This window comes from Pseudomonas sp. B19125 (assembly GCF_044218855.1).
In the GTDB taxonomy this organism is placed as follows: domain Bacteria; phylum Pseudomonadota; class Gammaproteobacteria; order Pseudomonadales; family Pseudomonadaceae; genus Aquipseudomonas; species Aquipseudomonas edaphica.
The window spans coordinates 5,780,126-5,801,089 of the sequence record NZ_CP162589.1 but is presented as its reverse complement, the minus strand read 5'-3'; the positions used below and the strand labels follow the sequence as shown (position 1 = coordinate 5,801,089).

General features: G+C 61.6%; 18 protein-coding genes. 10 read left to right on the top strand and 8 right to left on the bottom strand.

Annotated features, from left to right (window positions below; translation table 11 throughout):
- The first annotated feature begins 86 nt into the window (after positions 1 to 86).
- Positions 87 to 1,544 (top strand): D-alanyl-D-alanine carboxypeptidase/D-alanyl-D-alanine-endopeptidase, encoded by a 1,458-nt coding sequence (gene dacB, locus AB4P96_RS26515; RefSeq protein ID WP_026013537.1) that lies wholly within the window; start codon positions 87 to 89, stop codon positions 1,542 to 1,544.
- Between the two features lies 1 nt (position 1,545).
- On the opposite strand, the gene AB4P96_RS26510 is transcribed toward dacB, so the two are convergent.
- Positions 1,546 to 2,325, bottom strand: a complete 780-nt coding sequence (locus tag AB4P96_RS26510; RefSeq protein WP_017135179.1) for an IclR family transcriptional regulator — start codon at positions 2,323 to 2,325, stop codon at positions 1,546 to 1,548.
- Between the two features lie 120 nt (positions 2,326 to 2,445).
- Here AB4P96_RS26510 and hmgA point away from each other — a divergent pair, with 120 nt between their 5' ends.
- The 4 genes from hmgA (at position 2,446) to AB4P96_RS26490 (ending at position 7,175) form a co-directional block, all read left to right on the top strand.
- Positions 2,446 to 3,729, top strand: coding sequence for a homogentisate 1,2-dioxygenase (gene hmgA, locus AB4P96_RS26505; protein ID WP_395600294.1), 1,284 nt, complete (start codon positions 2,446 to 2,448; stop codon positions 3,727 to 3,729).
- Positions 3,730 to 3,732: 3 nt separating this feature from the next.
- Positions 3,733 to 5,019, top strand: coding sequence for a fumarylacetoacetase (fahA, locus tag AB4P96_RS26500; RefSeq protein WP_099548460.1), 1,287 nt, complete (start codon positions 3,733 to 3,735; stop codon positions 5,017 to 5,019).
- Between the two features lie 12 nt (positions 5,020 to 5,031).
- Positions 5,032 to 5,667 carry a maleylacetoacetate isomerase gene (gene maiA / locus AB4P96_RS26495; RefSeq protein WP_395600293.1) on the top strand — a complete coding sequence of 212 codons (636 nt, stop codon included), beginning with the start codon at positions 5,032 to 5,034 and terminating at the stop codon, positions 5,665 to 5,667.
- Positions 5,668 to 5,804: 137 nt separating this feature from the next.
- Complete coding sequence (locus AB4P96_RS26490; RefSeq protein WP_169986954.1) at positions 5,805 to 7,175, top strand: aromatic acid/H+ symport family MFS transporter; 1,371 nt, start codon at positions 5,805 to 5,807, stop codon at positions 7,173 to 7,175.
- A 196-nt stretch (positions 7,176 to 7,371) separates the two neighbouring features.
- Here AB4P96_RS26490 and AB4P96_RS26485 read toward each other — a convergent pair whose 3' ends face one another.
- Entirely contained in the window at positions 7,372 to 8,175 is an 804-nt protein-coding gene (locus AB4P96_RS26485) for a SirB1 family protein (protein WP_177033616.1), read from the bottom strand.
- Positions 8,176 to 8,362: 187 nt separating this feature from the next.
- On the opposite strand from AB4P96_RS26485, the gene AB4P96_RS26480 reads away from it, so the two are divergent.
- Positions 8,363 to 9,382, top strand: a complete 1,020-nt coding sequence (locus AB4P96_RS26480) for a Glu/Leu/Phe/Val dehydrogenase dimerization domain-containing protein (protein ID WP_017135173.1) — start codon at positions 8,363 to 8,365, stop codon at positions 9,380 to 9,382.
- 55 nt (positions 9,383 to 9,437) lie between these two features.
- Here the strand turns inward: AB4P96_RS26480 and AB4P96_RS26475 are convergent, their stop codons facing one another.
- The gene (locus AB4P96_RS26475) at positions 9,438 to 9,698 is read right to left on the bottom strand and encodes a YebG family protein (protein ID WP_138451819.1); all 261 of its coding nucleotides are present in this window, start codon (positions 9,696 to 9,698) and stop codon (positions 9,438 to 9,440) included.
- Positions 9,699 to 9,946: 248 nt separating this feature from the next.
- Here AB4P96_RS26475 and AB4P96_RS26470 point away from each other — a divergent pair, with 248 nt between their 5' ends.
- Positions 9,947 to 10,435, top strand: coding sequence for a phosphate-starvation-inducible protein PsiE (locus AB4P96_RS26470; RefSeq protein ID WP_017135172.1), 489 nt, complete (start codon positions 9,947 to 9,949; stop codon positions 10,433 to 10,435).
- Here AB4P96_RS26470 and AB4P96_RS26465 read toward each other — a convergent pair.
- From AB4P96_RS26465 to AB4P96_RS26455, 3 genes are all read right to left on the bottom strand, one after another.
- A complete protein-coding gene (locus AB4P96_RS26465; protein WP_058419385.1) occupies positions 10,432 to 10,749 on the bottom strand; it encodes a DUF3509 domain-containing protein in 318 nt (105 codons plus the stop codon). The genes AB4P96_RS26470 and AB4P96_RS26465 overlap by 4 nt on opposite strands.
- Positions 10,750 to 11,035: 286 nt before the next feature.
- A complete protein-coding gene (locus tag AB4P96_RS26460; protein ID WP_017135170.1) occupies positions 11,036 to 12,340 on the bottom strand; it encodes a serine/threonine transporter in 1,305 nt (434 codons plus the stop codon).
- Positions 12,341 to 12,402: 62 nt separating this feature from the next.
- Positions 12,403 to 13,779 (bottom strand): L-serine ammonia-lyase, encoded by a 1,377-nt coding sequence (locus AB4P96_RS26455; protein WP_170036320.1) that lies wholly within the window; start codon positions 13,777 to 13,779, stop codon positions 12,403 to 12,405.
- A gap of 137 nt (positions 13,780 to 13,916) precedes the next feature.
- Between AB4P96_RS26455 and AB4P96_RS26450 the strand changes: the two genes are divergently transcribed.
- Positions 13,917 to 14,864, top strand: a complete 948-nt coding sequence (locus tag AB4P96_RS26450; RefSeq protein WP_017135169.1) for a LysR substrate-binding domain-containing protein — start codon at positions 13,917 to 13,919, stop codon at positions 14,862 to 14,864.
- A gap of 212 nt (positions 14,865 to 15,076) precedes the next feature.
- Positions 15,077 to 15,487, top strand: coding sequence for an HPF/RaiA family ribosome-associated protein (locus AB4P96_RS26445; protein ID WP_017135168.1), 411 nt, complete (start codon positions 15,077 to 15,079; stop codon positions 15,485 to 15,487).
- 58 nt (positions 15,488 to 15,545) lie between these two features.
- On the opposite strand, the gene AB4P96_RS26440 is transcribed toward AB4P96_RS26445, so the two are convergent.
- The gene (locus AB4P96_RS26440; protein ID WP_395600292.1) at positions 15,546 to 17,057 is read right to left on the bottom strand and encodes an MFS transporter; all 1,512 of its coding nucleotides are present in this window, start codon (positions 17,055 to 17,057) and stop codon (positions 15,546 to 15,548) included.
- 105 nt (positions 17,058 to 17,162) lie between these two features.
- Between AB4P96_RS26440 and AB4P96_RS26435 the strand changes: the two genes are divergently transcribed.
- On the top strand, positions 17,163 to 18,035 hold the full coding sequence (locus AB4P96_RS26435; RefSeq protein ID WP_017135165.1) for a LysR family transcriptional regulator: 873 nt from the start codon (positions 17,163 to 17,165) through the stop codon (positions 18,033 to 18,035).
- Positions 18,036 to 18,549: 514 nt separating this feature from the next.
- Here the strand turns inward: AB4P96_RS26435 and fecA are convergent.
- The gene (gene fecA / locus AB4P96_RS26430) at positions 18,550 to 20,886 is read right to left on the bottom strand and encodes a TonB-dependent Fe(3+) dicitrate receptor FecA (RefSeq protein ID WP_395600291.1); all 2,337 of its coding nucleotides are present in this window, start codon (positions 20,884 to 20,886) and stop codon (positions 18,550 to 18,552) included.
- Positions 20,887 to 20,964 lie beyond the last annotated feature (78 nt).

The window sequence follows — 20,964 nt, the reverse complement described above, 5'->3', positions numbered from 1 at the left end:
CCGATCCCACAGCAGCCACGCTCGCCACAACGGCAATGAGCTGGTAGCGTTGCCGCCACTGAAGGCTTTGCGGGAAAACGGTACTGATGCAGTTGGGTCGATGGATACACACCAGCGCGATGCTGGTGGGCTTGAGTTTGTTACTGGGCGGTTGCGCCACGCCTTCGAAGACGGCCACCGGGCACAGCCTCGACCAGTTGCTGGCCGACCCGGCGCTGCACGGCGCCTCGGTCTCGCTGATGGTGCGGGACGCCAACAGTGGCGCCACGCTGTATCAGCACAACCCGCGCACGCGGCTGGTGCCGGCTTCCAACCTCAAACTGCTGACCACGGCCGCGGCCATGGATGTGCTTGGGCCGCAGTACCGTTTCGCCACGCAACTGCTGAGCAACGGCATTCGCCAGGGCGACCGCTTGACCGGCAACCTGTACCTGCGCGGCCTGGGTGACCCGACCATTCAGTTCGCCGATTACCAGGCGTTGGCGGCGCAGTTGGCCAGCCAGGGCGTGCGTCAGGTGCAGGGCGACCTGGTGTTTGACGACACCTGGTTTGACGCCGAGCGGCTGGGTGTCGACTGGTCCCATGACGATGAAACCACCTACTACGGCGCACAGATTTCGGCGCTGACCGTGTCGCCCAATACCGATTTCGATGCTGGCAGCGTGCTGGTCACCGCCAAGGCGCCAGCGCGGGCCGGGCAGCCTGTGAGTGTCGACATCTTCCCGCCAACCAACTACCTGCAACTGAGCAACCGCGCGGTCAGCGGGCCGGGCAACACCTACGGGATCAACCGTCGCCATGGCACCAACCTGCTGCAGCTCAGTGGGGCCGTGGCGCCGGGGCGACAGAGCGAGCAACTGGTGAGTGTCTGGGAGCCAACGCAACTGGTGGCCAACCTGTTCGAGCAAGCGCTGGCGCAGCAAGGCATCACAGTGCTTGGCCGTCGAGTGATGGGCGGTGCCAGCCCGGTTGCGGTGACGGTACTGGCCGAGCACAAGTCGGCGCCGTTGCAGGAATTGATTACGCCGCTGCTCAAACTTTCGAACAACAACATGTCCGAAGCCTTGCTCAAGGCCATGGGCCGCCAGACGGCCAACAGCGGCACGGCGGCGGCGGGTGCGGTGGCGGTGGCCGGGTTTCTCAAGCGCCAGGGGCTGGATACGGCGACATTGAGCCAGGTCGATGGTTCGGGGCTGTCGCGGCGTAACCTGGTGTCGTCGCAAAACCTCACCGACCTGCTGCTGGCCGCGAGTAAACAGCCGTGGTTCAACGCCTGGTACAACGCGCTGCCGATCGCCGGCAACACCGACCGCATGACCGGCGGGAGCCTGCGGTATCGCCTGCGCGGTACACCGGCCGAGAACAACCTGCATGCCAAGACCGGCTCCATGGGCGGCGTGTCGTCCTTGAGCGGTTACATCACCGATAGCAAGGGGCGCAAGCTGGTGTTCTCGATGCTGAGCAACAACTACGTGGTGGGTGGCGCGCAGGTCAAAGCCGTGGAAAACCGCGTGGCGCTGGCTTTGTCAGGCTGGGACGAGTGATTCAGGGCTGATAGCCCATGCGCCAACTCACGGCCCGAGTCGCCGCCAGCAAGTGCTGCGCCGCCGGGCCGTCTTCATCGGCATGGAACAGTGAGGTGGGGCCGACCACGGTCATCACCGCCGCGACGTGCCCAACCGCATTGAACACCGGCGCCGATAATGCATCCACGCCGGGCATCAGCAAACCATGCACAAAGTGCAGGCCACGGCTGCGGATCTGTTCGCAGGCGCTGGCGTAAGCCTCGTCGTCCGCCAGGGCATGGGCAGTCCCGGCCTGAATCTCGCGTTCGCGCAATTCCACGGTTTCCCGCGACGGTAAATAGGCGCTGAACACCAGCCCGGTGGACGAGCTGAGCAGCGGCAGCACCGAACCCAGCTGCGTCACCACGGTGACGGCGCGCACCGCCGGCTCGATCTGCACCACGGTCGCGCCCTGGTTGCCCCACACCGCCAAAAAGCAGGTTTCATTCAATTCATCGCGCAGCTCTGCCAGCGGCATCGCGCCGACTTTCAACACATCCATGCTGCCCAGCGCTGCCAAACCTACGCGCAAGGCCTCGCGACCCAAGCCGTAATGGTTGGTGGCGGCGTTCTGCTCGGCGAAGCCCGAGGCGATCAGTGCCTGCAAATAGCGGTGGACCTTGCTCGCCGGCATCTGCACATGGTCGGCCAGGCGCGACAGCGAAGTGGCCGGGGACAGCTCGGCCAGCGCCTTGAGGATATCGGTGCCCACTTCGGCCGAGCGGACTTTCTGTTTACCGGTGTCGCGGGGCTTTTCCATGGAAGGGCGAGAATCCGAGAGATGAATGGGCGTCTTTATAGCTTGACGGTCGATAGTGATCAAATTACGTTATGCGTAACTGGATTACGATAAAAACAACTTCCGCACAGAGGATGATCCATGAACCTCGAATACCTGTCGGGCTTCAGCAATGAATTCGCCAGCGAAGCCCTGCCCGGCGCGCTGCCCGTCGGCCAGAACTCCCCGCAAAAAGCCCCCTACGGCCTGTACACCGAATTGTTCTCCGGCACCGCCTTTACCATGGCGCGCAGCGAAGCCCGCCGCACTTGGCTGTACCGCATTCAGCCATCAGCCAACCACCCGGCGTTTATCAAGCTGGAACGGCAATTGGCCGGTGGGCCGTTGGGCGCGGTGACGCCGAATCGCTTGCGCTGGAACCCGCTGGATAGTCCAAGTGAGCCGACCGACTTTGTCGACGGCCTTGTAGGCATGGTCGCTAACTCCGGGTCGGAAAAACCCTCAGGCATCAGCATCTACAACTACCGCGCCAACCGTTCCATGGAGCGGGTGTTCTTCAACGCCGATGGCGAACTGTTGATCGTCCCCGAGCAGGGCCGTCTGCGTATCGCCACCGAATTGGGGGTGCTGAACGTCGAGCCACTGGAAATCGTGGTGCTGCCTCGTGGTTTGAAATTTCGCATCGAACTGCTGGATGCGCAGGCTCGCGGCTATGTCGCGGAAAACCATGGTGCGCCACTGCGCCTGCCAGACCTTGGGCCGATCGGCAGTAACGGCCTGGCTAACCCGCGTGACTTCCTCACGCCGGTTGCGCACTACGAAGACAGCAAAAAGCCGACCACGCTGGTGCAGAAATTCCTCGGCGAACTCTGGGCTTGCGAACTGGACCATTCGCCGTTGAACGTAGTCGCCTGGCACGGCAATAACGTGCCGTACAAGTACGACCTGCGCCGCTTCAACACCCTCGGCACGGTGAGTTTCGATCACCCGGACCCGTCGATTTTTACCGTATTAACCTCGCCCACCAGTGTGCACGGCTTGGCCAACCTCGACTTCGTGATCTTCCCGCCGCGCTGGATGGTGGCCGAGAACACCTTCCGTCCGCCGTGGTTCCATCGCAACCTGATGAACGAATACATGGGCCTGATCCAGGGCGCCTACGACGCCAAGGCCGAGGGTTTCCTGCCGGGTGGTGCGTCGCTGCACAGCTGCATGAGCGCCCACGGTCCGGACGGCGAGACCTGCACCAAAGCCATCAACGCGGACCTGGCGCCGCACAAGATCGATAACACCATGGCCTTCATGTTTGAGACTAGCCAGGTGCTGCGCCCGACACAGTTCGCCCTTGAGTGCCCACAACTGCAACCTTCCTACGATGCGTGCTGGGCCTCGCTGCCCGCCACCTTCAACCCGAACCGGAGATAACCGATGACTCAGCCAACCTTTACCCGCAGCTGGGTAGCCTCCGCCAACGGCCACCGCGATTTCCCCTTGCAGAACCTGCCGCTGGGCGTGTTCAGCATCAATGGCTCGGCGCCGCGCAGTGGCGTGGCGATTGGCGATTCGATTCTCGACCTGCACGCCGCGCTGGATGAGTTCGAAGGTGAAGCACGGCGTGCCGTTGAAGCCACTGCCGGTGGTCAACTGAACGCGTTTTTTGAACTCGGCCGTGGCCCGCGCGTAGCCTTGCGCGAGCGCCTGCTGGAGCTGCTCGCCGAGGGCAGCAAGCTGCACACCCGTGAGGCGCAGGTGCTGCACCGCGCGGCTGATTGCCAGATGCATCTGCCGGCAAAAATCAGTGATTACACCGACTTTTATGTGGGCATCGAACACGCGCAAAACGTCGGCAAACTGTTCCGTCCCGACAACCCGTTGCTGCCCAACTACAAGTACGTGCCGATTGGCTATCACGGCCGCGCCTCGACCATTCGCCCCTCGGGCACGGACGTACGTCGGCCTAAAGGCCAGACGCTGCTGGCCGGCCACACCGAGCCCACCTTCGGCCCGTGCGCGCGCCTGGATTACGAATTGGAACTGGGCATCTGGATCGGCCAGGGCAATGCCATGGGCGACTCGATTGCCATTGGCGACGCCGCCGAGCATATCGCCGGTTTCTGCCTGCTCAACGACTGGTCGGCACGGGATATCCAGGCCTGGGAATACCAGCCGCTCGGCCCGTTCCTGTCGAAAAGCTTCATCACCAGCATCTCGCCGTGGGTGGTCACCGCCGAAGCGCTGGAGCCGTTCCGCAAGGCCCAACCGGCACGCCCCGAAGGTGACCCGCAGCCGCTGCCTTACCTGCTGGACACGCGTGACCAGGCCGCTGGCGGTTTCGACATCGAACTGGAAGTGCTGCTGACCACCGCCGCGATGCGCGAGCAAAACTTGCCGGAACACCGCCTGACCCTGAGCAACACCCAGCACATGTACTGGACCGTAGCGCAAATGGTTGCTCACCACAGCGTCAATGGCTGCCAGTTGCAGGCCGGTGACCTGTTTGGTTCGGGCACTTTGTCCGGGCCGCAGCCGGGGCAATTCGGCAGCCTGCTGGAGATCACCGAAGGCGGTAAAAAGCCGATTGAACTGGCCTCCGGCGAGGTGCGCAAGTTCCTTGAAGATGGTGACGAAATCATCCTGCGCGCCCGTTGCAGCCGTGAGGGGTTTGCCTCCATCGGTTTCGGCGAATGCCGTGGCACTGTGATCGCAGCACGCTAAGAGGGCAGGGCGATGGAACTCTATACCTACTACCGTTCTACTTCGTCATACCGGGTGCGTATCGCCCTGGCGCTCAAGGGGCTGGACTTTACCGCCGTGCCAGTGAACCTGCTGGTGCCGCCGGGTGGTGCAAATCGCCAGCCCGAATACCTGGCGATTAACCCGCAGGGCCGTGTACCGGCGCTGCGTACCGATGAGGGTGAACTGTTGATTCAATCACCGGCAATCATCGAGTACCTGGAAGAGCGTTATCCACAGGCGCCGCTGCTTTCCAAGGACTTGGCGACCCGCGCCCATGAGCGCGCGGTGGCGTCGATTATTGGCTGCGATATCCATCCGCTGCACAACTCCAGCACGCAAAACCTGCTGCGTAAATGGGGGCATGACGAGGCGCAAGTGCTCGAGTGGATCGGGCATTGGATCAGCCAGGGCCTGGGCGCGGTGGAGCAGTTGATTGGGGATGAAGGCTTTTGTTTTGGTGACCAGCCGGGGATGGCGGATGCGTTTCTGATCCCGCAGTTGTACGCGGCTGAGCGCTTCAAGGTGCCGTTGGGCGCGTACCCACGCATTGGACGCGTGGCGGCGCTGGCGGCGCAGCATCCGGCGTTTGTGCAAGCGCATCCGGCCAACCAGCCCGACACCCCCTAAATCAATGTGGGAGCTGGCTTGCCTGCGATAGCGGTCTATCAGTTGATCATTCGCTGGCTGACACACCGTCATCGCAGGCAAGCCAGCTCCCACAGTTCGATCCGCGTCATCCTTATAAAAATAACAGGTACCTTGCGATGCACAATCAGATTGCCAGCTTTCGCGCGGCACTCGACGCCCGTCCGGTGTCGCGCTACCAGTGGTTGATTCTCCTGTTGCTGGCGTTGCTGCTGGTAACCGACGGCTATGACGCCCAGGTGCTGGGTTACGTAGTGCCGGCATTGGCCAAGGATTGGGGGCTGGAAAAAGCCGCGTTCGGCCCGGTATTCAGCGCCAACCTGTTGGGCCTGACCCTAGGTTCGTTATTGGTAACGCCGCTGGCCGACCGCTTTGGTGTGCGCCGTATCCTGCTCGCCTGCGTGCTGATCTACGCGAGCCTCACCGTGCTGATGGTGTTCGCCAACTCCCTGACCACACTGATGGCCGCGCGGTTTATCTGCGGCATTGGCATGGGCGGCGCGATGCCCAGCGCCATGGCGTTGATGTCGGAATATTCCCCGCCGCGCATGCGTACCTTGATGGTGACCCTGGCCGCCTGCGGCTTCTCGTTCGGTGGCGCGGCGGGTGGGTTTGTAGCCGCAGGTTTTATCGAAGGCTACGGCTGGCAGGCGGTGTTTCTGGCAGGCGGGGTGACGCCGTTGCTGCTGTTCCCCTTCCTGGTGTGGTTGCTGCCGGAATCCTTGCCGCGTTTGCTGCGGGATGCGCCGCCGTATGCGCGACTGCAAAAGGTTACGGCGCGCATGCTGCCCGACTGGCAGCCGCCGCTGGCGAGCGAGGCAGAGAATCTTCAGGAGCAGGGCAGCAAACTCACGGTGGTGGAGCTGTTTCGCAACGGCTATGCACGTCCGACCATGCTGATTTGGGCCACCTTTTTTGTCAGCCTGATCCTGCTGTATTTCATGATCAGCTGGCTGCCGACGCTGTTGCTGGAAAGCGGCCTGACGTTGAAGCAAGCAAACCTTGTGACCTCGATGTTCCTGTTTGCCGGCACTTTGGGCGCCATCGGCATGGCCTGGTTTGCCGACCGCCTGAAAAGCAAAGTGCGGCTGCTATCCGGCGTGCTGGCGGCGGCTGCGGTGTGCACGATTTTGCTCGGGCTGAACCATGACAACCCGCGTTATCTAGTGGCCTGCGTGTTCGCGGCCGGCTTCTGCATTATTGGTGGGCAACTGACCCTCAACGCCTTCGCCAGCAACTTCTATCCGGCGCATGTGCGTGCTACCGGCACCGGCTGGGCGTTGGGCGTGGGGCGCTTTGGTTCAATCCTGGGGCCGTTGTTTGGCAGCATGTTGCTGGCGATGCATATTCCGGTGGAGCAGATTTTCTTCTTCTGCGCGATTCCGGCGGTGATTGCGGCGCTGCTGATCATTCAAGTGCGCTCGCCTGGCTCCAACGCGCCGCAGGGCCCGTTGCACAGCGATATTCTCAAGGCGCCGGCCAATCATTGATTCAACGCAGATCAAATGTGGGAGCTGGCTTGTTGTGGCGAGCGGGCTTGCCCCGCGTTGGGCTGCGAAGCGGCCCCAAAACCTGCCACTGCGGTGTGTCTGGAGAAATGCGGTGACTGTCTTGGGGCTGCTGCGCAGCCCAACGCGGGGCAAGCCCGCTCGCCACAATAAATCCTGATCGCCAAAAATAAGTAGTTCAATGCACCACGGTGTTGGGTGGCAAATGCCCCAGCCGCTCGGTCAGGCGCAGGCGCTGGATCGGGTCTTCGCTGAGCAGCAGTGCGTGTTCGAGGTCAAAGCGCTCGGCGCTCGGGCAGTCCAGGCGCTGGTAAAGGCTGGCCCGCGCCAGGTAATCCGCAGCGCTGGCGTTGCCCAACTCCAGCACGCGCTCGGCATCAATCAGGGCCGACAGCGGGTGGTCATTGGCCAGGTGCAGTTGGCGCAGGTTACGTGACAGCCGTTGCAGTATCGCGCGCGGTTCGGCGGTGAGCAGGTGCTCGGCCTGCAACTTGAGGTTTGGCCCGTACTGGCGGTGCAACAGCTCGCGGCAGTCGTTGGGGTACAGGCGTCGGCCGCCGCAGGGGTCCAAGAGGTGGTCGGCACCGGGCACTCGCAGCAGGAAATGGCCGGGGAAATTAACCCCCACCATGGGGATATCCAGGCGCCGCGCCAGCTCCAGCGCGATCAGGCCCATGGCCAAGGGCTGGCCGCGTTTGCGCTGCAGTACCTTGTCGAGCAGCGCGGCGGCGGGGCGCAGCGGTGTGGAGTCATCCTGGGCAAACCCCAAGTCATTCATGCGCCGCAGCAACGGCTGGCCGAGCTCATCCGCTGGCAGCATGGGCATACCGACGCTGACCTGTTGTTGCAGCAAGGTCAGGTCTTGCAGGATCAGCACGGGTTGCACGCTCGGATCGTGTTCAGCCGCCATCCACAACGCGGCTTCAAACAGCGAAGGCGGTGAGCGGTCCAGGCAGGCGAAAAAGGCTTTGCGGGGATTCATTGCATTCTCCGGCGGATGCCCACGTTTTAGCCTTGCTGTGAATTTTCGTCCAGTAACTTAAGAAATGTCCTGCGTGCTTATGTCGTGATGCCTACGAAACCTGGCGGCTTATTCCAGCGTGATTCAGCAGTTTTCTACCGCAAGCCTATACTGGGGCCTCTAGCAGAAGTGATTCGGGAGCCTGACGATGTTTGCGCTTATGCACAGCACCCGCCTTGAATCGCTGCACCTGAGCATCGACCCGGTCACCGGGTTGAAGGCCGTCATCGCCATCCACAACAGCCGCCTCGGCCCTGCCTTGGGCGGTTGCCGTTATCTTGCTTACCCCGACGATGAAAGTGCCGTAGCCGATGCCGCGCGCCTGGCCCAAGGCATGAGCTACAAAGCCGCCCTGGCCGGCTTGCCGGTGGGCGGTGGCACGGCGGTGATTATCCGCCCCGTGCACGTGGAAAGCCGCGCCGCGCTGTTTGAAGCGTTTGGCCGTTGCATTGAAAAACTCGACGGCCGTTTTGTGACCTCGATCGACAGCGGCACCAGCGTTGCCGACATGGACTGCATCGCCCAACACACCCGTTTTGTCACCAGCACCACAGCCGCCGGCGACCCGGCACCGCATGCCGCCATGGGCGTGTTCACCGGCATCCGCACCACTGCCATGGCGCGCCTGGGCAGCGATAACCTCGAAGGTTTGCGCGTCGCGATCCAGGGCCTGGGCAATGTCGGTTATGCCCTGGCCGAACAGCTGCACGCGGCGGGCGCCGAACTGTTGGTCAGCGACATCGATCACGGCAAGGTGCAATTGGCCATGGAGCAGTTGGGCGCACACCCTATCGCCAACGATGCGTTGCTCAGCACACCCTGTGACATCCTGGCGCCGTGCGGTGTGGGCGCGGTGTTCAACCGCCACACGGTCGGCCAATTGCGCTGCGCTGCCGTGGCGGGCTCCGCCAGCGCGCAACTGAGCAACCTGGACATCGCCGACCAGTTAGAGGGACGCGGCATCCTCTACGCCCCGGACTACGTGATCAACTCCGGCGGCCTGATCTACGTCGCCCTCAAACACGCCGGCACCGAGCTGCCAGGTATCACCGCGCACCTGTCAAATATCGGCACACGCCTCACCGAGATCTTTGCCCACGCCCAGGCCGAAAAACGCTCCCCTGCACGGGTGGCCGATGAACTGGCCGAGCGCCTGCTCTACAAATAATCCAGGCATTAAAAAGGCCCTGAATCAATGATTCAGGGCCTGTTCAATTCGGGCTTTACTCTGCCACCGGGTTCAGCAACTCGGACAATGCATCCGGCTGGCTCTTGAACGCCTTGGCAAACACATCGCGATTCTTCGCCATGTAGATCCCGGCTTCCTCCACCTGCTGCTCGCTCAGGGACGGCACGGCTTTTTGCAACACTTCTGCCAGCAACTCAGCGAGTTCAAGCATCTTGTCATGACGATCAGCTTCGGCTTTATCCATGAACAAACGCTCCAGATCTCGGCTGCTGCGGTATACCACTTCGACGGCCATTCACCACCTCACATGCCTTCACGATAGTTGTCTTATGCGACTACTGTATTCATATACAGTAAAAAGGGTAAGCCAAACCACGAGGTTTGGGTAGCAGTTTTTTAATGTAGCCGGTAAATAGGGGTTTGCAGTGCCTCATGTCACCCCGCCATCATCTTATACCTGCCGCTGGCCTTTTTTCTGCATGCAGAACAACCGTCACGTCTAACCCGCAATATCCGGTCGAATCGACCTAAGGAAGCTTCATCGTGAAAATTAACTGGGCCGAAAAGCTGCGTCAGCAAGTCCATGGGCTGGCCGAGTCGCTGGGCAATCTGTTTGTCGAGACGTTCCACTACCTGGCGTTGTTCGCCATTGGTGCGGTGACGGCCTGGGCGGCGGTGATGGAGTTTCTGGGGATGCTGGAGACGGGGCACATCAAGATCGATGATATCTTGCTGCTGTTCATCTACCTGGAATTGGGCGCAATGGTCGGGATTTATTTCAAGACCAACCACATGCCCGTGCGCTTCCTGATCTACGTGGCAATCACCGCGCTGACGCGCCTGCTGATCTCCAACGTGTCGCACCACAACCCGCCGGACATCGGCATCATCTACCTGTGTGGCGGCATTCTGTTGCTGGCGTTCTCGATTCTGGTGGTGCGCTATGCCTCGTCGGCGTTCCCGTCGGTGAAGGTCGAAGGCCCGCGTCGCAAGGGCGAGGCGAGCCTGGAAACCGAGAAAGGCGAGCTTTAAAGCCCGACGCTGAAGGGCAGGGTGCGGGCGGGCGGCGGCTGCAATAATTTGTGGCTGTCGCCATCCGTCATCACCGCCAGAATCTCCATGGCGCTGTGACCCTGCTCGATGGCGATGCCGAACTGAATGCTTTGCACCAGGCGCTTGAGCCGCTCTGGGTCGTTGCGTTGTTCGGCGCTGATCATGCGTTTGGCCACCACGCCCGTCTCGTCCGAGAGGGTGAGCATGATGCTGCCGTCGAGCCGTTGGATGCTCAGGTTGACGCGGTAGGTGGGCGTGAAGGTGTCAGTGATGATCTGAAAAGGATTGTCCATGGTGCGTTACCGCCTGATAAGAACATGCAGTCATTGACGACCGGTGTCTGGTTTAGTTCGCGTTGCCTGACCACCGGCCACTCCGTCGCTGAGGTTTCACAAGGTCCGTTTGCCTCGGTAGCTGTAGAGCAAGGGGCGTGCCGTATAGCGACTTGCCTGACTGCGCCTGACCCCTGTTGGAGCGGGCTTGCCCGCGATTGCGGTGTATCAGCTAAATAATTTCTGACTGACAGACCGTTATCGCGGGCAAGCCCGCTCCCACAGGGGGTGTGGGTTGTGTTCGATTTCAGGGCAAAACCGAAAAAACGATCGCAGACAGCGCAATCAACCCGATCAGCACCACAAACACATTCGACACCTGACCCGAATACTGGCGCAGAGATGGCACGCGGCGGATCGCGTACATTGGCATCAGGAACAACAGGCACGCGATGATCGGCCCGCCCAGGGTTTCGATCATGCCCAGGATGCTCGGGTTGAAGGTCGCCACGGCCCAGCAGGTCAGGACCATGAACAGTGCGGTGCAGCGTTCCAGCCCTTTGGACGACATCGAGCGGTTGCGCCCACGCAGGGATTTGACGATCAAACCCTGGAAGCCTTCGCTGGCGCCGATGTAGTGGCCGAGAAAGGACTTGGTGATGGCCACCAGCGCGATCAACGGCGCGGCGTAAGCAATCACTGGCGTCTGGAAGTGGTTGGCGAGGTACGACAGGATCGAAATGTTCTGCGCCTTGGCAGCCGCCAGGTCAGCCGGCGACAGGGCCAGTACGCAGCTGAAGCAGAAGAACATCACCGTCAGCACCATCATGCCGTGGGCGGTGGCGAGGATGCCGCTGCTTTTGCGTTCGGCTTGTGGGCCGTAGACGCGCTTCTGGTCAACGGCAAAGGCGGAAATGATCGGCGAATGGTTGAAGGAGAACACCATCACCGGGATCGCCAGCCACAGGGTCTTGAAGAACAGCGGCAACGGCATGCCTTCGCTGGCGGAAGCGAAGAACGCGCCGTTCCAGTTGGGGATCAGGCTCACGGCCAGCAACAGCAGGGCGGCGACGAAGGGGTAAACCAGCACGCTCATGGCTTTGACGATCACGCCCTGGCCGCAGCGCACAATGGCCATCAGGCCGAGGATCAACACCAGCGACAGAATCGCCCGAGGCGGCGGGGCCATGTGCAGTTGGTGTTCCATGAAGCTGCTGAGGGTGTTGGTCAGCGCCACGCTGTACACCAGCAGGATCGGGAAAATCGCGAAAAAGTACAGCAGCGTGATCAACTTGCCCGCGCCCACGCCGAAGTGTTCTTCGACCACTTCGGTGATATCACCGGATTTGCCCGACAGCACAAAGCGCGTCAGCCCACGGTGAGCAAAGAAGGTCATGGGGAAGGCCAGCAACGCCAGCACGATCAGCGGCCAGAAACCGCCAACGCCGGCGTTGATCGGCAGGAACAAGGTGCCCGCGCCAATGGCCGTGCCGTAGAGGCCGAGCATCCAGGTGGTGTCGTGTTTGGTCCAGCCGGTGGTTACGGTGTTATCTAAAACGTTATCTACAGCGACAGCAGGGTTTTCAGCGGCAGGTGTACGTACATCAGTCATCGATATTGCCTCGTTATTATTTTTGCGCGGGCTCACGTAGGGGGCGGGTAGAAGTGCTCCGATCAGCACTCCACCCAGCTGACCGCCAGGCCGCCCTGTGAAGTTTCTTTGTATTTGTCATGCATATCGGCGCCGGTATCGCGCATGGTGCGGATTACCCGGTCCAGGGAAATAAAGTGTTTGCCGTCACCGCGCAGAGCCATTTGCGTGGCGTTGATCGCCTTGACCGCCGCGATGGCGTTGCGCTCGATGCACGGCACTTGCACCAGGCCGCCGACCGGGTCGCAGGTCAGGCCGAGGTTGTGTTCCAGGCCGATTTCGGCAGCGTTTTCCAATTGCTCCGGTGTGGCGCCGAGGATGTCGGCCAAGCCGGCAGCGGCCATGGCGCAGGCCGAGCCGACTTCGCCCTGGCAGCCGACTTCGGCACCGGAGATCGAAGCGTTCTTCTTGCAGAGAATGCCCACGGCAGCGGCTGCCAGGAAGAAATTGACCACATCGTCATCCGACGCATCGGCGTTGAACTTCATGTAGTAATGCAGCACGGCCGGGATGATCCCTGCTGCGCCGTTGGTCGGCGCGGTGACCATGCGCCCACCGGCGGCGTTTTCTTCGTTGACGGCGAGGGCGAACAGGTTGACCCATTCCATGGCCGACAAGGTGGAAGTGATCACGTTGGGTTTGCCGATTTCCAACAGGCTGCGGTGCAATTTCGCCGCCCGGCGTGGCACGTCCAGGCCGCCTGGCAAGATGCCTTCATCGCGCAGGCCTTGCTCCACGCACTCGCGCATCACCGACCAGATATGCAGCAGGCCACTGCGGATTTCTTCATCGCTGCGCCACGCGCGTTCATTGGCCATCATCAGCTCGGAAACCCGCAGGCCGTGCTTGTTGCACAAGCCCAGCAGTTCGACGGCGCTGGAAAAGTCGTAGGGCAATTCAACATCGCTGGTAGGCGCGATGCCCGAGGCTGCTTCAGCCGCTTCGATGATGAAACCGCCGCCTACCGAATAATAGGTTTGTTCACTCAGCAGGCCGTTTTCGCCATAGGCGTGCAGGGACATGGCGTTGGGATGGTAGGGCAGGCTCTCGTCGAGCAGCAGGAGGTCGGTGTGCCAGTTGAAGGCAATGTCCTGCGAGCCTGCGAGCAGCAATCGGCCGGATTCGCGCAATTGCTGAATACGCGCATTGATCGAGGTGGGGTCGACCTTGTCTGGCCATTCGCCCATCAGCCCCATCACGGTGGCGCGGTCGGTGGCATGGCCCACGCCAGTGGCGGACAGCGAACCGTACAGGCGCACTTCGATACGTCGCGTTTCACTGAGCAAATGCTGGTCGGTCAGGGCTTGGGCGAAGGTCGCCGCTGCGCGCATCGGGCCGACGGTATGGGAGCTGGACGGGCCGATGCCCACTTTGAATAGATCGAAAACACTGATAGCCATGCTAAAGCCTTACAAGCAATGGAGTAGAAATCGCTGCCATGTTTTGTAGAGCAGGCGGAATTGGCGCGATACTGAGCCTCTGGATCGGCACTGACCAACGAATTATCCTAAGACACCCTTTAGCAGGACTAAACGCTATGACTCGCCCTCTCCATGGCCAGACCTATGTCTGGCTGCACGTGTTTTCTTGCGCCGCGCGGCATTTGTCGTTCACCCGCTGCGCCGAAGAACTGCACATCACGCCGGGGGCGGTGAGCCAGCAAATTCGCCAGTTGGAAGAGCGCCTGGGCTTTCGGCTGTTTCATCGGCGCGCCCGTGGCGTGGAGTTGAGTGCCGAAGGGCAGAGGCTGGCGGCGACGGTGGGCGAGGCTTACGGCAGCATCGATGCGGAGTTGCAGCGGCTGGACGCGGGGATGATCAGCGGTACGTTGCGATTGCGTTCAATCCCGTCGTTTCTCGGCAAATGGCTGACCCCACGTTTGCCGCGTCTGCAGCAGCGCTTCCCGGATATCCAACTGCGCATGGTCGCCGAAGACAGCAGCATCGCCCTGCACGAGGGCGACTTCGACCTGGCCATCGATTTGAACGACGGCAGCTACCCCGGCCTGTTATCCACAGCCCTGCTCGATGAACAGATCTTTCCGGTGTGCGCGCCGAGCCTGCTGCGCGGGAGGCCGCCGCTGCATGGCCCGGCGGACCTGGTGCATTTCCCGCTGTTGCACGACATCACCGCGTGGCGTGGGAGTTATGAATACGCCGAGTGGGAGTTTTACCTGAATGCTATCGGCTACCACGACGCCGACGTGCGGCGCGGCCACACCTTCAACCGCAACCACCTGACCATCGAGGCGGCTATCGCGGGTATGGGCGTGGCGATTGCGCGGCGTACCTTGCTCAACGATGAGCTGGAGCGCGGCACCTTGATCGTGCCCTTTGGCCTGGCTGTGCCCAACCACAAACGTTATGTGCTGCTGTATGCACCGGGCGCGTTGAGCCACCCGGGCGTGCGTGCGGTGCATGACTGGCTGGTAGAGGAAGCAGGGATTTTTCGCGGATTGCACCCGTTGGGAGAGGGGCAATTGTAAGGTTCGCTGAGCGTAAGAAGATGTAACCAACTCCCCACCCTAACAGCGTTTTTGCTCGTCGTCAGGGTTAATTTGTAATGTGGGATTTATCTTTGCAAAGGGGTTGAAATGTTCTTCTGACTGCTCAATTGTGTAATCAAGAGGTCATGGTTTCACCACCCCGGTGTCGCAGTTGTGACCTCTCGCGAGCTAGCTGAAATAAGGGAAGAACTATGCAAATCCAAGTCAATAGCGATAACCATATTGAAAGCAGCATCCGACTGGAGGAGTGGGTACGTACTACCATTGAGAGCACGCTCGAACGTTATGAGGAAGACCTGACCCGCGTTGAGGTCTATCTGAAAGATGAAAACGGCGATAAGCCCGGCCCCCACGATCTGAGTTGCCGTCTGGAAGCACGGCCAAAGGGCCATCAACCACTGTCGGTCCTGCATAAGGCCGATACGCTGGAACAGGCGATCGATGGCGCCGCCACTAAGCTTGAGCATGCGCTGGAACATTTGTACGGCAAACTGCGCGGCAAACCACGCGCCGCAGGGCAGAGCCTGCCTGATACCAAGGCTGACGAGGCCGAGCTGGAAGAGGAATTTCTGGAAAACGAACAGGCTGCGCTTAACAGCTGATAGCTGAGTGTTTTTTCAACCCCAATAAACGGGCCTGCATCTGCAGGCCCGTTTTCGTTTAGCGGCGCTGCTGGAAGAAGTACCGGCTCAAGCCTGCCAATCCGCAAGCACCGAGGCCGGCAAAGAGCATGGCCCAGCCGGCGCCATGGCGCAGCGCGGCCTGGGCTTGCGCAGGTTCCAGTCCTGCTATATCCAGCTTGCCTGCTGCAATGTTCTGGCTGATGGTGGGCCAATCCAACGCCGTGGTGGCAGGCAGCAGGCTGGAAAGGTGATGGCCGATGCCCAGCAGCAGCACCAGCCCCATCAAGGCGATGTTCAGCGCCAGCGTGATCAGCCGCGCGCTGAGGTCGATACCCGAGGCCATGCCTGCGCGGTCGGCCGAGACGGCGCCGGTGGTGGTGTTGGTGGTCGGTGAGTTGGTCAGCGCCAGTCCCACGCCTGCTAACACACAGCTCAACAGCACTAAGACGATACTCGGTTGCTGCGCCGCATTGATCGCCGCCATGGCGATAAAACCTGCGCCCATCAAACCCAGGCCCAGCGGGATAATACGTTCGGCGCCGAAGCGCAGGGCCAGGCGTTCAGCCAGCGGCGGCACCAGCAAGGTCGGCAGGGTGTAGGCCAGCAAGGCCGCGCCGGTGGTCAGCGTGTCGTAGCCCAGGCCCGCCTGGAAGTAGAGCGGCAGGTAGATCATGAAGGGCCAGAAACTGAAATTCATGCCGATCGACCCCATCAGCGCGCCGTTGAAGCGCTGGATGCGGAACACCGAAAAATCGAACATCGGGTGCGCGCTGCGTCGCTCAACCACGATGAACAGCAGCAGCCCGACCAGCGACAAACCGGCCCAGCCAAGCATCGCCGGGCTGCCGAAGCCGTTTTCGCTGCCCTGAGTAATGAAATACACCAGGGCGAACACCGACAGCGTCAAGGTCAGCATGCCGGCGATATCCAGCCGATGGCCGGCCGGGTCACGGGATTCCTGCACACTGATGCGCAGCAGCAGCAAGGTCAGCAGCGTGAGCGGCACATGCACCAGGAACACCCAGCGCCAGTCCGCGACCGCCAGAATCAAAGCGCCGACCATCGGCCCGAAGCCCAGGCCCACGCCCGCGATCACGCCCCATACCGCGAAGGCCCGCGCGCGTGCCGCCGGTTCGCGGAACTGGTGCGACAGAATGGCGAACTGGCAGATCATCATCGCCCCGGCGCCTATGCCTTGCACGAAACGCGCGGCGATCAGTGTGGAAGCCTCATTGGCCAGCCCGCAGGCCAACGAAGCCAATCCAAACAGCCACAGGCACAACACCAGCATGCGCCGCCGTCCAAAGCGGTCGGCCAGGGTGCCGGCGGCCATCAAGACGCTGGTGCAGGCCAGGGTGTAGGCGTTCATGATCCATTGCGCATCCTGAAAACCGGTGCCCAACTGCTGTTCCAGGGTTGGCAGGATGACCGGCACGCTGGAGATCTCCAGGCCGAACATCAATGCCACAAGGCACACGGCGGTGAGTGCCAGGCCATCTCTGGCGGTGCGCGGGGCACTGACGGCGGATACGGTGGCGGCGGGCGGCATGGGATATTCCTTTTGCTTGGGGGAGAGCGCTATTCTCGCGGGAGCAGAATTCTTTATTCGTGATAAGTTTTCCTTTGATAAGGGAATTAAGGGCGACAATTAAGCATGGCCACTCCGCGTTTTGATGGTGTTGAGCTCTTTCTGCAAGTCGTCGAGAGCGGCAACCTGACCGAGGCTGCCGAACGACTGAACCTTACGCGTTCGGCCGTGGGTAAAGGCCTGGCGCGCCTCGAAGCGCGCTTGGGCACTCGCCTGTTGCAGCGCTCCACCCGCCGCCAGCGTCTGACTGAGGATGGGCAGGCGTACTACGAACATTGTTTGCGTGCGCTGGCAGAGCTGGAAGCTGCCGAATCGGTGTTGGAGAGCGGCCGGCAACAGCCACGCGGGCGTTTAAGGGCGAGCTTGCCTTTGGCTTTCGGTCATCATTACGCGGCGCCAGCGTTGTGGGGGTTGATGGATCGTTACCCGGCGTTGGAGATCGAGATTTCGTTTTCTGACCGGCTGATCGATCTCGCACAGGAAGGCTTCGACGTGGCCGTGCGCATTGGTCCGCTGCCGGACACTGACCGCCTGAGTGCGCGTCGCCTGGGCGAACAGTCTGTTGGGCTGGCAGCTTCACCGGCCTATTTGCAGCGGGTCGGGCCAATCAACGCTATCGACGACCTCGCCGCCCACCGAGGCATTGCCTACCGTTGCAATACCTCGCAGCGCCCCGGTGTGCCTTCGCTGTTGATGCTCGACGACCTCCAGGCCGTGGCCGATGCCGCGATTGCGGGCGTGGGCCTGGCCTGGTTGCCGAGCTGGTTGATTGCGCATTACGTGCTGCGCGGGCAACTGGAAGCGGTACTGCCAAGCCACCGCGACCAGCCTGCGCCAATCCACGTGATCTGGCCGACGGCCGCACACATGCCAGCCAAGACGCGCTGCGCCATCGACGCCTTGGTGGCCGGCACCCCGAGTTGCCTGGCAGGCAGTTAGAGTCGGCCAATGCAGATCTAAACGACAATGCCGATCCCCTGTGGGAGCTGTCGAGCTTTAGCGAGGCTGCGAAAGCGGTGGGGCAGGCAACTTATGTGTCGCCCGTGCCGCCGCCTTCGCAGCCTCGCCGGGGCTCGACAGCTCCCACATTTGAGCCTTGTCGCTGGCGGGATTTGTGTATGACGCGATGGCCCTACGAACTGAGATCTAACCATCACAGCCGATCCCCTGTGGGAGCTGTCGAGCTTTAGCGAGGCTGCGAAAGCGGTAGGTCAGGCAGCTTATGTTTTGCCAGTGCCGCCGCCTTCGCAGCCTCGCTGAGGCTCAACAGCTCCCACATTGGATCTTTGTCGCTGGCGGGATTTGTGTATGACGCGATGGCCCTACGAACTGAGATCTAACCAACACAGCCGATCCCCTGTGGGAGCTGTCGAGCTTTAGCGAGGCTGCGAAAGCGGTGGGTCAGGCAGCTTATGTTTCGCCAGTGCCGCCGCCTTCGCAGCCTCGCCGGTACCTAAAACGCGATGGAGGTCTGCACGTACACCGTGCGCGGCTCGCCTACATATTTGCCTTTGTTGTTGTCGTCGAACGAGCGCGTGAAGTACTGCTTGTTGAAGATGTTTTTCACTCCGACCGCCACGTTCAAGTCCGACAGTTGCGGGCCGAAGTCATACGCTGCGCGGCTGCTGAACAGCATGTAGCCGGGGATACGCCCGTTGGCGCCGTCGGCAGTTTCGGCCTGGGTGTTGGCGTTGTCGGCGAACTGGCTGCTCTGGTAGCTGCTGTCGACATTGAGCTTCCAGCGGCCTTCGGTGTAACCCACGCCCAACGTGCCTTTGTGCTTGGACGAGAAGGGCACGCGGTTGCCTTTGTTCGGGCCGTCTTCGCGGATGGTCGCGTCCACATAGGCGTAGGTGGCGTACACGTCAAAGCCCGCGAGCGCCGGGCTCAAGCCGTCGAGGGCGTAGTTGATGCTCGACTCGATGCCCTGGTGGCGCGTTTCGCCACGGGCGATCACCGTATCGTTGGTCTGGTTGCTGTCGTACTGGTTGTCGAAGTTGATCAGGAACGCGCCGATTTCCGCACGCAGGCTGCCGTTGTCGTAGCGCGTGCCGAGTTCCCAGGTGCGGGCTTTTTCCGGTTTCACTTCGCCGCTGCTCACGCGGTTGGGCATCTGGCTGTATTGCACGCTGCCGAACGAACCTTCGGTGTTGGCGTAGAGGTTCCAGTCTTCGGTGAGGTGATAGAGCACGTTCAACGCCGGCAGCGCGGTGTTGTAGTCGCCTTTGTATTTGACGTTGCTCAAGTTGTTGGTCTGCTGGGACTCGATCATCTCGTAGCGCACGCCCGGGGTGATGGTCCACTTGCCGATGTCAATGCGGTCGTCGATGAAGAACGCGTTGGCTTCGGTGGCGCCACGGGTGTCGCGGTCGTTGCGGCTGTTGGTGTTGGGCAGTTGCTGGTTGGCGCTGATCGGCGTGCGGTAGCGCATCTCATGGCCGGCTTCGCTGATGTAGCGGTAGCCAACGCCCACTTCATGGCTGGTAGGGCCAAGATCGAAGCCTTGGGCGAAGCGCGTTTCCAGGCCACGTACCCAGTATTCGCGCGGGGACAACGAGAGGAAGTTGCCCTGGTCCAGGTAGCCATTACGCAACGTGGTGGTGAAGAAAGTGTTGGCAGTGAATTCGCGGCGGTCTTCCTGGTAACGGTAGCCAGCGTTGAACATCGTGCGGCGGCCCCAGAACTTGTCGTAAGGGCGGGTGGATTGGTACGGGTCAGCCTTGTAGTCCTTGACGTTCAAGCCGCCGGGCATATCGGCCTGGCCTTCGTAGTACTGCGCCATGGCGTTGAAGCTGTTGGCGTCGTCCAGCTGGTATTTGCCCTTGAGGATCAGGTCGTCGATGCGCGTGTTGCTGTTTTCGCGCCAGTCGCCGCCACGGGTGCCGGAGTACAGGATTGCGCCACCCAGGCCGTTGTCGGCAGTGCCGCCAGCCAGCAGGTTACCGGTGGTCTTGAAGCCGTCATGGCTGGAGGACGGGCTGGTCTCGGTCTGCAAACCGCCTTTGACGGTCGGCGTATCCGGGATTGCACGGGTCACGAAGTTGACGATGCCGCCGACGTTCTGCGGGCCGTAGCGCACGGCACCGCCACCGCGAACCACGTCTACGGCGTCCATGTTGCCCATGCTGATCGGCGCGAAGGACAACTGCGGCTGGCCATAGGGCGCGAACGGCACCGGAATGCCGTCCATCAACACGGTGGAGCGCGAGGCCAGGCGTGGGTTGAGGCCGCGAATGCCGAAGTTCAACGCCATGTCATGGCTGCCGGTGCCGTTGTTTTCCGGGGCGTTGACGCCGGGGATGCGGTTGAGCACATCGCGGGCCTGGGTGGCGCCTTGGCGTTCGAATTCTTCGCGGCGGATCACATCACGGGCGCCAGGGTGCTCGAACACATTGGTTTGCGCCGCATCGCCAAGCCAGTCGCCGACCACGCTGGAGGTTTGCAGCTCCACGGTCGCAGACGCACTGGCCGGTTGCAGGCTGTAGGCCTTGTCGCCCTCGGCGCGGGCTTGCAGGCCGGTGCCTTCCAGCAGTTTTTGCAGGCCTTCGTCGGCGCTGTAATTGCCCGACAAACCACGGCTCTGCAGGCCGGCCGTGACTTGCGAACCGAACGAAATCAACACGCCAGCTTCGCGACCAAATTGATTCAGCGCGGCTTCCAGCGAGGCCGGTGCGATGTGATACGGCTTGGCCTCGGCCGCCACCACCTGAGGCAGTACGGTAAAACTGAGGCTGGCGCCCAGTAACAGTTGGCGCAAGGTGCGGGCGAGAGGGGTCGGCTGCTGGGGCATGACGTGCGGTCCTGAGAAGGAAGGATCAAGGGGGCTTTCCTTCTCTGTCACGCGAGGTGTGGAAAACGGCTCACTGTT